14 protein-coding genes, 1 tRNA gene and 1 pseudogene are annotated in these 14,736 nt (G+C 70.1%); 8 read left to right on the top strand and 8 right to left on the bottom strand.

The window, feature by feature from the left end; all coding sequences use genetic code 11:
* The first annotated feature begins 21 nt into the window (after positions 1 to 21).
* Positions 22 to 1,026 carry a DMT family transporter gene (locus EG812_RS10440; protein ID WP_233579437.1) on the top strand — a complete coding sequence of 335 codons (1,005 nt, stop codon included), beginning with the start codon at positions 22 to 24 and terminating at the stop codon, positions 1,024 to 1,026.
* A 69-nt stretch (positions 1,027 to 1,095) separates the two neighbouring features.
* Here EG812_RS10440 and EG812_RS10435 read toward each other — a convergent pair whose 3' ends face one another.
* The 3 genes from EG812_RS10435 to EG812_RS10425 all read right to left on the bottom strand — a co-directional run bounded on the left by EG812_RS10435 (position 1,096) and on the right by EG812_RS10425 (position 6,103).
* Positions 1,096 to 2,157, bottom strand: a complete 1,062-nt coding sequence (locus EG812_RS10435; protein ID WP_126711426.1) for a PHP domain-containing protein — start codon at positions 2,155 to 2,157, stop codon at positions 1,096 to 1,098.
* A gap of 142 nt (positions 2,158 to 2,299) precedes the next feature.
* Entirely contained in the window at positions 2,300 to 5,218 is a 2,919-nt protein-coding gene (locus EG812_RS10430) for a glycosyl hydrolase (protein ID WP_126711425.1), read from the bottom strand.
* Positions 5,219 to 5,395: 177 nt separating this feature from the next.
* Positions 5,396 to 6,103 carry a M23 family metallopeptidase gene (locus EG812_RS10425; RefSeq protein ID WP_502697183.1) on the bottom strand — a complete coding sequence of 236 codons (708 nt, stop codon included), beginning with the start codon at positions 6,101 to 6,103 and terminating at the stop codon, positions 5,396 to 5,398.
* A 179-nt stretch (positions 6,104 to 6,282) separates the two neighbouring features.
* Between EG812_RS10425 and EG812_RS10420 the strand changes: the two genes are divergently transcribed.
* The 4 genes from EG812_RS10420 (at position 6,283) to EG812_RS10410 (ending at position 8,225) form a co-directional block, all read left to right on the top strand.
* Positions 6,283 to 6,624: a hypothetical protein gene (locus EG812_RS10420; RefSeq protein ID WP_013736390.1), complete on the top strand. Its 342-nt coding sequence runs from the start codon at positions 6,283 to 6,285 to the stop codon at positions 6,622 to 6,624.
* Between the two features lie 87 nt (positions 6,625 to 6,711).
* The gene (locus EG812_RS29275) at positions 6,712 to 6,879 is read left to right on the top strand and encodes a hypothetical protein (RefSeq protein WP_013736389.1); all 168 of its coding nucleotides are present in this window, start codon (positions 6,712 to 6,714) and stop codon (positions 6,877 to 6,879) included.
* 133 nt (positions 6,880 to 7,012) lie between these two features.
* Entirely contained in the window at positions 7,013 to 7,540 is a 528-nt protein-coding gene (locus EG812_RS10415; protein WP_126711423.1) for a tRNA adenosine deaminase-associated protein, read from the top strand.
* 241 nt (positions 7,541 to 7,781) lie between these two features.
* Positions 7,782 to 8,225 carry a nucleoside deaminase gene (locus tag EG812_RS10410; RefSeq protein WP_081476320.1) on the top strand — a complete coding sequence of 148 codons (444 nt, stop codon included), beginning with the start codon at positions 7,782 to 7,784 and terminating at the stop codon, positions 8,223 to 8,225.
* A gap of 25 nt (positions 8,226 to 8,250) precedes the next feature.
* Here the strand turns inward: EG812_RS10410 and EG812_RS10405 are convergent, their stop codons facing one another.
* The 3 genes from EG812_RS10405 to deoD all read right to left on the bottom strand — a co-directional run bounded on the left by EG812_RS10405 (position 8,251) and on the right by deoD (position 10,301).
* Positions 8,251 to 8,706, bottom strand: coding sequence for an acyl-CoA thioesterase (locus EG812_RS10405; RefSeq protein WP_013736386.1), 456 nt, complete (start codon positions 8,704 to 8,706; stop codon positions 8,251 to 8,253).
* Entirely contained in the window at positions 8,706 to 9,341 is a 636-nt protein-coding gene (locus EG812_RS10400; protein ID WP_126711422.1) for a TetR/AcrR family transcriptional regulator, read from the bottom strand. Before EG812_RS10400 ends, EG812_RS10405 begins: the two co-directional genes overlap by 1 nt.
* Before the next feature lie 252 nt (positions 9,342 to 9,593).
* A complete protein-coding gene (deoD, locus tag EG812_RS10395; RefSeq protein WP_013736384.1) occupies positions 9,594 to 10,301 on the bottom strand; it encodes a purine-nucleoside phosphorylase in 708 nt (235 codons plus the stop codon).
* A 75-nt stretch (positions 10,302 to 10,376) separates the two neighbouring features.
* Between deoD and EG812_RS10390 the strand changes: the two genes are divergently transcribed.
* Positions 10,377 to 10,463: transfer RNA gene (locus EG812_RS10390), tRNA-Ser, on the top strand.
* A gap of 126 nt (positions 10,464 to 10,589) precedes the next feature.
* Here EG812_RS10390 and EG812_RS10385 read toward each other — a convergent pair.
* Together EG812_RS10385 and EG812_RS30245 are read right to left on the bottom strand one after the other, a co-directional pair.
* Positions 10,590 to 11,468, bottom strand: a complete 879-nt coding sequence (locus EG812_RS10385) for a DUF4231 domain-containing protein (RefSeq protein WP_126711421.1) — start codon at positions 11,466 to 11,468, stop codon at positions 10,590 to 10,592.
* 88 nt (positions 11,469 to 11,556) lie between these two features.
* Positions 11,557 to 11,708 (bottom strand): annotated as a pseudogene (locus tag EG812_RS30245) (site-specific integrase); the annotation flags it as partial.
* Between the two features lie 134 nt (positions 11,709 to 11,842).
* Here EG812_RS30245 and EG812_RS10375 point away from each other — a divergent pair.
* Together EG812_RS10375 and EG812_RS10370 are read left to right on the top strand one after the other, a co-directional pair.
* Complete coding sequence (locus EG812_RS10375; protein WP_126711420.1) at positions 11,843 to 12,871, top strand: ABC transporter permease; 1,029 nt, start codon at positions 11,843 to 11,845, stop codon at positions 12,869 to 12,871.
* Positions 12,872 to 13,071: 200 nt separating this feature from the next.
* Positions 13,072 to 14,730 (top strand): FG-GAP-like repeat-containing protein, encoded by a 1,659-nt coding sequence (locus EG812_RS10370; RefSeq protein WP_043722265.1) that lies wholly within the window; start codon positions 13,072 to 13,074, stop codon positions 14,728 to 14,730.
* The last annotated feature ends 6 nt before the right edge of the window (positions 14,731 to 14,736 follow it).

The following is a 14,736-nucleotide window of genomic DNA, read 5'->3' as shown; positions in this document are numbered from 1 at the left end:
CCCAGGGGCAGAGTGTCAGGGGTGACCGTGGATCTCACCCCTGACAAGCCGGCCTTGCGGAGCTGGCTGCCCGGATTCGTCGCACTCGCCGCCATCTGGGGCTCCAGCTTCCTGTTCATCAAGGTCGGCGTGGCGGAACTGCACCCCTTGCACCTCACTCTCTACCGGGTCGGTGCCGGTGCGCTGACCCTGCTGGTGGTGCTCGCCCTGCTGCGGGACCGGCTGCCCCGGGACCCGCGCGTGTGGGGCCACCTCTGGGTGATCGCCGCCTTCGGGGTGGCGGTGCCGTTCAGCCTGTTCGGCTACGGCGAGCAGCGGATCGAGTCGTTGCTCGCGGGCATCTGGAACGCCACCACCCCGCTGGTGGTGCTGCCGATGGCGGTACTTGTGTTCCGTACCGAGCGGTTGACCGTACGCAAGGCTGTCGGGTTGGCGCTCGGCTTCGCCGGTGTGCTGGTGGTGCTCGGCGTCTGGCAGGGCGTCGGCGGTGCCCACCTGGTGGGTCAGCTGATGTGCTTCGCGGCGGCGGCCTGCTACGGCCTCGCCATTCCGTACCAGAAGAAGTTCGTCGCGGGCAGCGAGCTGTCCGGACTGTCGCTGTCGACTGCGCAGCTGGTGCTGGCCACGGCCCAGCTCGCCATCGTGGCGCCGCTGGTGGCCGGCGCGCCGCCGGTACCGACCAGCCTGTCGCCGAGCGTGGTCGCCTCCGTGCTGGTGCTGGGCGCGATCGGTACCGGACTGGCCTTCGTCATCAACCTGCGCAACATCCGGATCGTGGGCGCCACCACGGCCGCCATGGTGACCTACCTGATCCCGGTCTTCGCCATCGTGATCGGTGCGCTCGTGCTCGACGAGCGGCTCACCTGGCACCAGCCGGTCGGCGCGCTGATCGTGTTGCTCGGCGTGGCCGTGTCGCAGGGACTGATCGGCCGCCGCCGGGCGGGCACCGCGCGACCTTCCGACCCAGTGCGCGCCGGGACGACGCCGGCTGGGGTGCCTTCTGCGGTTTCGGCGGAATGGCGGTGACGCGGCACCACGGATACCGCTATTACGGCGATATGGAGTGGATCAAGCACTGAGGCCGAGGGCAGGTGGTCAGGGGGTTGTCCAGGCGGTCAGGTCGGTGGCGGTCCAGGTGTTGATGACGCGGTCGGCGGGGACGCCGCAGCGGGCTGCCCGTTCGCAGCCGAAGCGCTGCCAGTCGAGCTGGCCGGGGGCGTGCGCGTCGGTGTCGATGGCGAAGAGGCAGCCGGCCTCCAGTGCGCGGCGGATCAACCGCTTGGGCGGGTCCTGACGCTCGGGCCGTGAGTTGATCTCCACGGCGGTGCGGTGTTCGACGCAGGCGGCGAAGACCGCGTCGGCGTCGAAGTCGCTCTCGGGGCGGGTCCGGGCGCGGTGTCCGCGGTCGCCCGGACCGGTCACGCCGGCCGGGCGGGACGACACCATCCGGCCGGTACAGTGCCCGAGGATGTCCAGGTGCGGGTTGGCGACGGCGGTCAGCATCCGCCGGGTCATCTTGGCCCGGTCGTCGTTGAGGCCACTGTGCACGGAGCCGACCACCACGTCCAGGCGGGCGAGCAACTCCTCCTCCTGGTCGAGGGAGCCGTCGGCGAGGATGTCCACCTCGATGCCGGTGAGGATCCGGAATCCCTCAGGCAGCGCCTCGTTGAGCTGTGCGACGTGGTCGAGTTGCCGGCGCAGCCGGTCCGCGGTCAGGCCGCGCGCCACCTTGAGCCGGGGCGAGTGGTCGGTCAGCACCAGGTACTCGTGGCCCAGCTCGACCGCGGCCAGCGCCATCTCCTCGATCGGCGAGCCGCCGTCGGACCAGTCGGAGTGGGTGTGGCAGTCGCCGCGCAGCGCGGCACGCAGCCGGCTCGCCTCGGCGTCCAGGTCGGTGCCCTCGGTGGCGAGCAGTCGCCGCAGGTAGACCGGCTCCTCGCCGGCCAGCGACTCGGCCACGCAGCGGGCCGTCACGTCACCGACGCCGGCCAACTCGGTGAGCTTGCCGGCCCGGGCACGCTGCGCCACCTCTGCCGCCGGCAGCGCGGCGAGGGCGCTCGCGGCGGACCGGAAGGCCCGGACCCGGTAGGTGGCCTCGTTCGCCCGCTCCAGCAGGAAGGCGATCCGACGCAGGTCGGCGATGGGATCACGGGTCATGGTCTGCAAACTACGCGCCCGCGCCGCCGGTCGGGAGACGACCGGCGGCGCGGGGTTGGGGGCCGAAGCAGTGGACGAGGGCCCCGAGTCGGCACCGGAGCGTCCTACCGGACGTGGACGCCCCGACCCGGGTGGGCGGTGATCAGCTGTACGGCAGTCTGATCACCGACTGGTTTCCGATCCCGAGCGTGCTGGGGTTGTTGCCGATGGCGGACCAGACCTCCACCCGTACGGTGCCGTTGCGCAGGTTCCCCAGCGATCCGGTGCTGGAGTGCAGCCCGGCCGCCTGGGTGTAGTGCTCCCAACCGGGAACCGGGTCGGTGGCGAAGTACCGGTAGGTCTCGATCCGTTCCCAGGACCCGTTGCCGGTCAGGTCGTACGAGATGCGGAGCTGTACCCCGTTGCCGACCGCCTGGCCGGCGTCGAGCAGCAGGTCGAACGCGGTCTGCCCGCCGTTGTGGTTGAGGTTGAGCCCGGTTGCGGTGAACACCACCGGGTTACGTGGGGTGCCGTCGTAGTTGCCGCCGCCGGCGCTGGTCACGGTGGTGCTGCCGGCGGATCCCGCCGCGCCCAGACCGCCGCCCGACAGCAGGTACCGCACCGGCGAACTGACCGGCCCGGTCGGGGTCGGGGTGGGCGTCGGGGTGGGCGTGGGCGTCGGGGTCGGCGTGGGAGTGGGCGTCGGGGTGGTGGTCGGTGGGGGCGTGCCGCCACCGCCGCTGCCGCCGCTCCAGGTGTGCGCGCCGCTGGTGGCGGTCCGTCCCGGTGCCACCGACAGTTGCGTCCCGTCGGAGAACCGTACGGTCAGCTGGGTGTTGGAGATGTTGCTGGCCACGTACGTCCGGGCACCGTTGCGGTTGAAGACGGCGGCCAACGGGTGGTTGGCGGTGATCTCGGTGTCCACCCGGCCCAGCGCGGCCAGGTTGCGCACCCAGTGGAAGGTGTGCGCCCGGCTCTCGCCCTCCTCCGGGGTGTAGCCGGGGTTGGCGCGCAGCTTGGCCAGGGCGGCGTCGGCGTCGCCGAGGGCCAGGAACTGCCAGTGCATGTCCTGCCAGATGGTCGGCTCGCCGCCGTTGTTGCGGACCAGTTCGGCGTACTTCTGTGCGTTGTAGTCGGGGTGGTAGCCCAGGTAGAGGTGCCCGCCGGTGATCGGCAGCAGGTTGATGCCCTGGATCATCTCCGGCTCGGCGCTGAACCAGGTGGCGTACGCCCCGCCGTCCCCCCAGACCATGCCGACGTTGTTGTGGCCGAACGCGGCGGGGAAGTTCTCACCGGTGACGTCGAACCAGTACTCGTGGATGGCGGCGGCCTGGGTGGTGTAGATGAAGATGCCGGCGTCGCGTACGGCGGTGTTGCCGGTGGCCTGTCCCCACTGGATCAGGGCGTTGGCGAAGTTCATCCCCTCCGACGAGGACTCCTGGTTGTTGCCGCTGGCGAACGCGCCGTGCCCGGCCGCCCAGTCGTGCCCGGCGTAGATGTCGAAGTCACGCAGGTACGGGAAGCGGCTGTCGGTGCGGTCGTAGTTGTTGGCGTCCCGGATCAGCAGGTCGATCATGCCGCCGTACTGGTCCTGACGGGCCCAGGCGGGGTCGAACTTGGCAAGCGTCGCGGCGGCGGCGATGTAGTAGCCGTAGTGGAAGTGGTGGTCGTTGAGCTCCTGGTCGGAGCCGTACGAGGCGGGGTAGCCGATCAGCGTGCCCCAGCGCTGGTCGTAGTAGAACAGCCGCTCGGTCTCGCCGGGCGAGGCGGTGAGCCAGTCGGTGAGCGTGGCGCGGATGGCGTTCAACGCGGCCGTACGGGTCTCGGTGTCGCCGACCTGGTCGGCGATCTCGGCGATCCGGGCCGCCCGGCCCAGCCCCTTGCCCGTCCAGTAGGTGTCTCCGCCGCGCTGGTCCATCGGGTTGGCGCGGGTCGCCGCCAGGTGTTGGCGCAGCGTGGTCAGGTCGGCGCCGACCCCCGTGGCGACGGCGGGCACCTCGGGCAGTACGCCGTGGAAGCGCATCGAGGTGCGGAACTCGGCGACCCCGGTGAGCACCTTCATTCGGCCCCGGGCCGACGGGTAGGTCTGGCTGATCGGGGTGGCCCCGGTCAGCGCCTTCCACTGGTGCGGATAGAGGCTGACCACCGTACGCGTCTCGGTGCCCTCGCGGGGCGTGGTGGTGAAGGTGTATCGGGTCTCCACCTGGCTGCTCGACTGCTGGTAGCTGTAGGCGACCCGGGTGCCGGTGACGTGCGCGTGCGCGTACCGGCCGTAGGTGGTGGCGAGTTGGGCGCGGGTGGTGCCGTCGGCGGTGGCCGGCAGCAGGGCGACGGAGAAGTAGCCGCGGCCGGCGAGGTTGGAGCTGATCCGTGCGCCGCTGACGGTCCAGGTCGCGCCGCTCGGCGCGTACGCGACGTAGTCGTGGCCGCGGACGGTGAAGCCGATGGTTCCACCGCTGTTGGACCAGATCGTGGGGCTGCCGCCGGTTGCGTTGATCACCGCGTCGCCGCCGGTGCTGCGGAAGTACGTGAACGGCAGGCCGTGTCCGATGGTGGCCCGCAGGGTGCGTGACCCGTCACTCCAGTACGGGGTGACCGTCCAGTCCGTCCAGTCGTCCACCAGAACGTTCGGGGCGCCCAGCCCGGCCAAGCCGACCCGGATGTCCTCGACGTAGGGGTACTTGAACTCGCCGACCCCGGTGGCGGTGCCGGTGATGGTGGCCGTGGAGGTGGCGGAGAAGCCGAGGCCGTCGGTGACCGGCTGGTAGGCGACCGGGTGGGCGTGCAGTGGCTCGCTGAAGGCGCAGTTGAAGCGCTTCCACAGCAGCGAGGACCACCAGTCGTTTGTCGGTACCGGCCCGGCGGGTGCGGCGGCGGTGACGTACTGCCGGGGGTTGGTGGTGAGGTTTCCGCAGCCGCTGGGGAGCGGGCCGACGGGGGTGGTGGTGTAGCTGCCGGCACCGACCGGCGCGGCCTGTGCGGCGGAGGTGGCGATGACGGCCAGCCCGCCGAGGACGAGGGCCGCGGCGGCGCCGGCGGCCAGGAGCCGGTGGTGGGTGCGGTGTGGGACGGGAGGTCTCATCTTTCCTCCATCGCGCCGGTCCGGCCGCGACCGGTGGGCGCGTTTTGTCGTCATTGTGAGTTTAGGTAGGCCAGAGAGCGCTCTCTGAGGTGTTAGGCGGACGGTAGTTCACGAATGAGACCTCCGTCAATGTTGCGGAGTGATGACGTGCGAATGACGCGGGACGCGATGCCCCGTTCAGCGCCCCGGTGGTTTCGCCGGACAGCCGTGCCGACGGTGCCATCGGGCCACCTCGGCACCCGGTGCGCGGTTGCCGCCCCTGCGCCACGAGTCGAGGTACGGCGCCGGCCAGACCACACCCCGACGGATCCACCAGCCGTCCTCACCCAGGCACGGCGGAGAGATGCCGAAGTGCAGGTGGCAGACGTTGTTGGCGTTGCCCGTCCGGCCCACGGTGCCGAGTTGCTGACCGGCCCGTACCCGCACGCCGGGCTCGATGCCCGCGGCGATCTCGGTCAGGTGCGAGCCGTAGTAGCGCACGCCGTCGTCGCCGAGCACCGACACCGACAGGCCACCGTTGTACGGGCCCTGTGGGCCCCGCTTGTCGTACCGGTCCCGGCGGCTGACCTCGCCGACCGTACCGTCGGTGACCGCCACGAACGGTTCGCCGCAGTCGGCGAAGATGTCCGTGCCCGGGTACCCGGAGTGGGTCGGGTGGTAGTCGACGTTGCGGGCGCGTACCGGAAAGACGTGCGGCAGCCGGTCGGCACCCGGGGTGGCGGTCGGCGCCGGTTGATCGGCGCTCTCCGGCCCCGGGCTGCCGGCGGCGGTCGGGGTGGTGCTGGCCGGTGCCGTCGGGCTGGTTCCGGTCGTTGCGCTTGTCGGGCTGCTGGTCGGTGCGGACCAGGTGGGTCCGGGACCGGTCGCGCAGCCGGCGGCGAGCACCGGCACCAGCAGCAGCGCCGCGTACGGCAGGTGTCGTCGTCCGGTCAGCGCAACCACCCGGCCATCCTGACAGAACCCGTCCCGTCCGGCCCGGCCGCGTGCGCTCGCCCGCCCGCCCAGCGGCGGTCCTCCCCGGTACGGTGAGCAGTACCGGCCAGGCGTGGGAGGAGTGGCCAGCGATGATGCCGTACAGCCCGTCGGGTCTCTTCCCCAGCGGACGCCCGCCGCGTCCCACCTACCGTGAGCCGCACCCGGTCAGCGGAGCGGCCATCGCCGCCGGCGCCACCGGCACGACCGCCTGGTTGGTCATCTTCGGGCTGCTCGGCGGCACCTTCACCGGGTACGCCTGGTGGACCCTGATCGCCGGAGCGCTGGCCTGGCTGGTGTCCCTCGTGCTGGTCCGGTACGGCGACCGGGGGGTGGCCACCGGCATCGCCATCGTGACCGCCGGAGGGTGGAGCATCGCCGCTGCCGCGGTCGCCGTCCGGTGGTGGACCAGCGGCGACTGGCCGCTCTGGTGATTCCTACCGGCATTGAGTGCGTTGCGTCGTCGTGCAGGCACTGAAACCCATCTTGACTGTGCCGCCAGGACTCGGCACTCTCCCGGTATGGCCTGGACCACTCCGCGGCTCGACCCGGATCGCAGCCGTCGCCGCCTTCAGCTGCTCGCGCAGTTGGCGGACGCCCGCGCGATACGCGAACGAGAACGGCCACAGCGGGCGCGCACCGAACGACTGCGCGAGCTGATCGCCACCCGTCGGCGGCTCGCCGGCTGAGCGGAACCAGATACTTCCCCAGGAATGACCGGCCGGCGCTTCGGGGCGTTGACCGGTCGCCTACCGATCCGACCGGCTAACGTGCACGCGTAACGGCTGGCGTGAGCTGTGCCAAGGGCTACTTGGGGGGACCGTGTCGTACTTCGCTGCGGCCGTGGTACGCGAGAAGGGCGGCTGGACAGCCGCCGAGCTGAGTCTGCGGGGTGTCGCCGACGTCGACGATGTCGCCGAGCGGCTGCGCGACGTCGGACCGGATGCCGACCTGTCGCTGTTGTTCGTCGAGGCGGACGACACCTACCTGGTCATCCTGCGCCTCGACGAGGGTGAGGACCTGCGGGTCTTCGGCTCGGACTCGGCCTTCGGGGAGGAGTCCCGGCTGGGTGCCCTGCTGGTCGGTGACCTCAAGACGTCGATCGCCGGGCTCGACGACGCCGAGGAGACGCCTCCCGCCACGACCAGTGGCGACGACAACGAGCAACCGGCCGTCGACCCGGAAGCCGACCCGGTCGGTGAGGCGGACATCCTGACCGACCTGGGCATCTCCGCGCAGCAGTTGCTCGCCCTCTGCGCGCACGAAGGACTGATGCCGGCCGACGTCACCGCCGAGGTCTGCCAGGTGCTGGGCTGCGTCGATGACGTCGAGGAACTGCGTGAGGTCTGATCCAGCCGGCGGAGCACCGCCGGGTGGTGTCGGATCTGCCGGTGGGCTGCCGCTGGGTAGCGCCGGATCTGCTGGCGCGCCGGTGGGCGGTGGGGAGCCGGCGGACGCGACCGATCCGGCGTTGGAGACGGTCCGGGCCGGGCAACCCACTCCCGGTGCGGTCGGCCGGGTGGGGCCGGGCGCGCACGAGGGCCTCGCCGATCCGGGCGGCATCGGCCGGCGACAGCGTCACGAACTCTGGATGCGCCGCGCCCTGGAGGTCGCGGTCACCGGTCCGGCGGTTGCCGACCCGTCCGGGCAGGCCGACGACGTGCCGGTGGGTGCGGTGCTCTACGGCCCGGACGGTGACGAACTGGCGATCGGCCGCAACGAGCGGGAGCTGACCGGCGATCCGACCGCGCACGCCGAGGTGCTTGCGCTGCGGCGGGGTGCCGAACGGCTGGGCCGCTGGCGGTTGGACGGCTGCATCCTGGTGGTCACCCTGGAACCGTGCACCATGTGCGCGGGCGCGCTGGTGCTGTCCCGGGTGTCCACCGTGGTCTTCGGCGCGTGGGAACCGAAGACAGGTGCCGCCGGCTCGCTCTGGGACGTGCTGCGCGACCGCCGCCTCAACCACCGCCCCGAGGTGTACGGCGGAGTCCTGGCCACCGAGACCGGCACCGTCATGCGTGCCTTCTTCCGCTGAAGCCCTGCCGTCGCTGGTGCTCTCGTCAGGCGGGGCGCAGCAGGGCGCTGGCGATGCCTCGGGCGGTGTCCGTCCAGGGTGCCGGGCGCAGAGTGGCCGGGTCGAGCCGGACGACGGCCCGTCGTCCCTCGGCGTACACCGTCGTGCCGTCGAGCGAGTGGAAGCGGAAGGCGTAGACGGCGCTGCTGGTGCCCAGGTGCTCCAGCCAGAAGTGCACCCCGACCGGGCCGGTGCCGGTGATCGGGGCACGGTAGGTGATCGCGAACTCGCGGACCGCGTGGAACACGTCGGGGGTGGTGGCCTGCCCGTTCTGCAAGGCGACCCCGTTGGCGGACCAGTACGCGGTGAGCGCCCGCTCCAGCAGCAGCGCGTACCGCGCGTTGTGCAGGATGCCCATGGCGTCGAGGTCGTCGAAGTGCACCATGGCGTGCTCGACGTGGCCGTACTCGACGGCGGTGGGGTCGGCGACGGCGTTGCTCATCAGGTGCCTTCCGGTAGCAGGGTGGGATCGGGGCACAGGCCCCGGAGCCGGTCCAGCACGCTCCGGCGGGCATGCCGGTAGGTGCTCTCCGGGTCGAAGAGTCGGGAGCGCATCGCGGCGGCGATCCCGAACGAATCGATCTCGTACGCAAGCAGCGCCACATCCACCTCGGCGGGCAGCTCACCGAGCTCGACCGCCTCGCGGACGAGCCGCTCCAGGAACGCGGTCCAGTCGGCGAGGACCGTGGCGAGGCGATCGTGGACCGCACCGGGCCGGGCGTTGAACTCGAACTCGGCGGTGCCGAAAAAGCACCCCCCGGGCAGCACCCGGGTGGCGTAGAAATCGATCCGGGCCTCGTGCAGCGCCCAGATCCGGCGTACGCCCCGGGGGGCGCGCAGGGCCGGGGTGATGATCAGCTCCTGCCACTGGGCCACGGCCCGGTCGATGGTGGCGAGCTGGAGCGCCTGCTTGGAACGCCAGTGCGCGAAGATGCCGGACTTGCTCACCCCGAGGGAGTCGGCGAGATGCCCGAGTGACAGCCCGTCGAGGCCGTTCTCGCTGGCCAGGCTGACGGCGGCATCCAGCACTGCGGTGCGGGTGCGCTCACCCCGGGCCAGCCGGCCGTCAACGGTCATACCGCTGACCCTACACAATACGACCGACCGGTCGTACTTATTTTTGTCGTGACCGCCGTCACCCGGCTGTGGTGCTCCGCCGTTTCGGCGTAATGGTGGTGACGCGGCGCTGCGGATACCGCCATTACGGCGATATGGAGTGGATCAGCGCTGGGGCTACGGCGGTGCGGTGTTCGGCGCGGGCGGCGAAGACCGCACACGAAGCGTCCCGCCACCGACGAGCGGTGACGGGACGCCGACGGGTGCCGCGAGTCAGGCGACGATGGTGTCCAGGGCGATCTCGACCATCTGGCTGAAGGTCTGCTCCCGCTCCTGGGAGGTGGTCTTCTCACCGGTCTTGATGTGGTCGCTCACGGTCAGCAGAGTCAACGAGCGTGCCTTGAACCGGGCCGCGATCGTGTAGAGCGCGGCGGACTCCATCTCCACCGCCAGCACCCCGTAGTCGGCCAGCCGGTCGTAGAGATCCGGCCGGTCGGTGTAGAAGGCGTCCGCCGCCAGGATCGGCCCGACCCGCATCGCGATGCCGCGCCGCTCGGCCACCTCCACCGAGGTACGCAGCAGCCCGAAGTCGGCCACCGGGGCGTAGTCGATCAGCCCGTCGAAACGCACCCGGTTCATGTTCGAGTCGGTCGACGACCCGATCGCCGCGATCACGTCCCGCAGCTGAAGGTCCTCGGACAATGCGCCACACGAGCCGACCCGGATCAGCGACTTCACGCCGTACTCGTTGACCAGCTCGTGTGCGTAGATCGAGGCGGACGGCATGCCCATCCCCGACCCCTGCACGGAGACCTCGACACCGTTCCAGCGGCCGGTGAAGCCCAGCATCCCCCGGACCGTCGAGTAGCAGTTCGCCCCTTCGAGGTAGGTCTCCGCGATCCACTTGGCCCGCAGGGGGTCACCCGGCATCAGGACCCGCTCGGCGATCTCGCCCGGCTTCGCGCCGATGTGCGTACTCATGCCAGTGATCCTGCCAGGCCGGCCGGCCGGGGACCGGTTCGGCGTCCGAACCGGGAGTCCTGTAGCCTCTTCGGCGGTGGCGTGTCCGAGTGGCCTAAGGAGCACGCCTCGAAAGCGTGTGAGGGTTTACGCCCTCCGCGGGTTCAAATCCCGCCGCCACCGCTCGTGAACAGCGAGAACGCCCGGTCGATCCGCAGGGATCGGCCGGGCGTTCCGCTTGTGGTGTCAGTTGTGGTCTCAGTCGTCGTCAACGCGCTGCGTGCAGACCGGCGTCCGGTGAGTGCCCTGTCACTCTTCGCGCTTGACCTCGGCGGGCTGATCAAGCTGCTGCTGTCGCTTGTTCTGCTCGTCACGAAGCCTCTCGACGGTGTCGGCGAAGAGGGCGTATGCCTTTGCCTCATCTAATCCCGCGTACTTGCCCACGCGAAGTTCAACCGCCTCGTATTCACGCTCAATCGCGTCAGCCGTCTGCTGTGAGTTGAAGCTGCGCTCGTGATATTTGAAATACCCGGTGAAGCCGGCTGATAGCCCGACGGCGGCGCTTGCTGCCACAGTTAGCCACCTTGCTTGGCTAAAGGCGACTGACGCTGTAGCAATCGCGGAGGTGGCTACCGAGCCGACAATAATCACGCTTTGGAAGCGGTTATGAATTCCTCGGGTCCTCCCGGCATCCTCACGGAACTGTGAGATGAGGTCGGGGACGTCATCCCTGTAGCGCTTCTGCGCGCGCAGCGCCGAATTCTCTCCGCTGCTCGTGCTCGTGTCTAGGTCGGACTGGGTTCGCCGGCGGATGACGTGCAGCTTTTTGATGATTATGCGGGTTTTTCTCATGCGCTTGTACTGCCAGTAAGCCAGCGCAGGCGAAGCGAGAAGCGATACGGCGCATGCTGCGTAGAGTGGGGTGGAGAAACGGGTCAGTTGTCCGAGATTGGAAAACGTGGCGACTGTTGCTGTTGCGATAAGGGCGATATTTCCTACGAGGATCCAGGCGATCCCAACCTTGCGCCATAGCCCTTGAAGGTGGAGTTTCTCCTCAGCGTCGAGGATCAGACTCCGGACATGGTCGGGATGCCAGCTTTGGGAGCCATCGCTAATGACCTGGTTCCAGTTTTCCTCGTTCGTAGTTCCACTTCTTTTTCCCCAAAGCTGTGACAATCTCGACCACATGGCGTCACGCTATGATTACGCACTCATGAGGGCAAGGTGAGGCGGCGTCGTCTTATCGACACTTGCTTTTGGATCGGGGGTGTGCTTCCGGCTCGATCTCGCTTTCCGGCAGGCGCGGTGCCTTGGCGAGGCTGGCCGGATTCTTGGCCAGGTCTCCCGGCGTACCGCCTCGTTAAGCGCGGTTCGGATCGTGCGGTGTGCCTGGTGCGTCGTTGCTGGGACGCTGCTGTTCTCCTGCATGTGGGCGACTGGCTGCTGCGGCGAGCGTCCGGGCGGAGTTGAGCATTCGACTCCGGCCCGCCCTAGGTATCCGGGCTCGTGTATGTGTGGCGTCTGCCGGTTAGTGTCAGCGTCCGCTCAAGGGAGGAAGCGCTGTGGTTCTCACGCCTGCACAACCGTTGGCACCCGCCGGACCGGTCACGTCCCGTTCCGGTGGCTCCCTTCGGCCGCACCTGATCTGGGAGGCGGTGCTGCTGGCGCTGACCGTCGTCGCCGCGGTGGTGTGGTACTCCCAGGACGGGTCGCGGCTGTCGCCGCTGGTGTTCAACATCGCCTCCGCCGGCCTGCTGGCGACCGCTTTCGCGCTGTCGCTGCGCACCGCCACGCCCAACCTGGCGGTCGTCGCCGTCGCTGCCCTCGCCGGCCTGACGTACGCGGAGGTGCTCGACGCCGGCGCCCCGGTCCTCGTCGCGGCGGTCGCCGCGGTCGCCGCCGCGGCGTTCTTCGGTCTCGGGATGGGCCTGGTCGCCGGGCTGCTGCAGGCGCCCGGGTGGGCGGTGTCGCTGGGCGGGCTGGCCCTGGCGCAGGGCATTCTGCTCGCCACCACCGGCAGCGGCGGTCCGCGGCGGCTCGCGAGCGAAGGTTGGATCCGGTCCGACGGTGCCGGGGCCGGGTGGCTGGTGCTGTTTCTCCTGCTGTCGATCGGCGGCGCGGTGGTGTGGTCGATCCCGGCGGTGCGGCGGGCGCTGAGCGGCAACCGGGTCGTCGCCGGGGAGCCGCCGTCGCCGTTCGGCGCACGGCTGCTGGGCGCGGTCATCGGCCTGGGCGGTTCCAGCCTGATCGCGGGCGCGGCCGGAGTCCTGCTGGCCGGCCGGATCGGCGCCACAACCCTGTCGGCCGACAACGGCCAGCTGGCGTTCGTGGCCGGCGCCGTCCTGCTCGGCGGCGTGAGCGTGGCCGGCGGGCGGGGCGGCTTCGCGGGCACCGTGCTGGGGGTCGCCCTGCTGAGCCTGGTGCAGATGACCATCCTCGTCGCGGACGGCCCCCGGTGGCTGTCGACGGTCGTCTTCGCGCTGGCGGTCCTCGCCGGCCTGGGCGTCAGCCGGGCGCTGGAGGCCCTGCAACCGGCACTGCCCGCGAGAGTGCCGGGTGCCGGGCCGGTCGAGCCGTTGCGGACGTACTGACCGCTGTCAGTCGGTGGCTGCGGCCCCGGGGGCCGGTACGCCCGGTCGGTCCGTCAGGATCGCACCGGGCGTTCTGCTGTCTGCCCGTCCGCGACGGCCGGTTCCGGACGGGCAGACCGCGATGTCTGGCCGGATAGGCATGGTTTTTGATCTACGTTTCCCTATGCTGTGAGAGCGACAACGGGGATGCGGGGGTTTCGATGCGGCGCAGGCTTGCCGGGCTGACGGTTCTGACGGTGTTGGCCGGGCTGGCGGTGAGCGCTCCCGCCCAGGCCGCCGACGAGTTCCGGACCATCACCCGGGACGGCCTGATCATGCAGTACCACCGGGTGGCGAAGGCGGTCACGCCGGTGAAGGGGACCGGGGCGACCCGTTCCGACTTCGACGGCGACGGGGTCGACGACATCGCGGCTTCGGCCGGCTGGCTCAACCACAGCCTGCCGCACTATCCGACGGGCGTGGTGGTGGTGCGCTACTCGTCCGCGCCGCACGTCGACTACTTCATCGGCACCGGGGTGGACAACATCTCCAGCTTCGGCATCGCGCTGGTGGCCGGTGACTTCAACGGTGACGGCTACGACGACCTGGCGATCGGTGACGCCGACGAGGCCGACACCAAGAAGAACAATGCGCATGGCGGTGGGGTCTGGATCATTCCGGGCAGCCGTACCGGCCTGGTTGTCGATTCGACCAAGCACTTCAACCAGAGTTCCCCCGGTGTGCCCGGCGAGTCGGAGAACCGCGACGCGTTCGGTGCCTCGCTGGCGGCCGGTGACATCAACGGCGACGGTCGGGACGACCTGGCGATCGGGGCCTTCAAGGAGGCGATCGGCAGCGTCAAGGAGGCCGGTGCGGTCACCATCCTGTACGGCGGTAGTGGCGGCCTGACCGGCACCGGGGCTCAGCAGCTGCACCAGAACCAGGCGGCGGTGCCGGGTTCGGCCGAGCGCCGTGATCATTTCGGCATGTCGCTGGCCATCGGCAAGGTCAACAACAACAAGTACGCCGACCTGGTCATCGGCGCGCCGCACGAGAACGACGGCAGCGGTGCCAACGGCAGCGGCATGGTGACCCTGATGTGGGGTTCGGCGAGCGGGGTGAAGCTCAGTGGGGCCACCTCGGTCACCGGCGCGGGGGTGTACAAGGCGACCGGACGCAAGGACACCATCGCCTGGTACCTGGGCATGTCCCTGGCGATCGGTGACGTGAACGGTGACGGGCTGGGCGAGGTGATCGCCGGGGCGCCGAACGCGCAGACCCCGCACGTCGACGGTGGTCTGATCGCGGTCTTCACCGGCCGTACCGGCGGCGCAGGGCTGTCCGGCAAGGCCGTGAAGATCATTACGCAGCGTACGGCCGGGGTGCCGGGTTCGCCGGAGAGTGCGGACCGGTTCGGCGCGACCCTGGCGGCCGGTGACGTGACCGGCGATGGTCGGGCGGACGTGCTGGTCGGCGCGTACACCGAGGCGATCGGTACGAAGGACGAGGCGGGCATGATCGTCCTACTCAAGGGTTCCTCGTCCGGGCTGACCGGCACCGGCGCGCAGGGGTTCGACCAGAACCACTCCGTCGTTCCGGGTGGGGCCGAGCGCGGCGACCGGTTCGGCGGCTCGCTCGCGCTGTTGAACCTCAACGGCAAGGGCCCGCTGGACGCGCTCGTGGCATCGACCGGAGAGGAGGTCGCCGGAGACATTCCCGGTTACCCCTCCGCGACGTTGTCCCGGTTCCACGGTTCCTCCAGCGGGATCGTCGCGCAGTCCGGCTCGTGGAGCGGGCGTGCCCTGAACACCAACCGTCTTGAGTTGCTGAACTACGGCCAGCGCATCGCCGGGCCGCAGAGCAGTGGACCGTGGTACTGAGCAGGA

The organism is Verrucosispora sp. FIM060022 (assembly GCF_003977705.1).
GTDB lineage: Bacteria > Actinomycetota > Actinomycetes > Mycobacteriales > Micromonosporaceae > Micromonospora > Micromonospora gifhornensis.
Note: the sequence above shows the minus strand (reverse complement) of the source record. Positions and strands in the feature narration are given on the sequence as shown.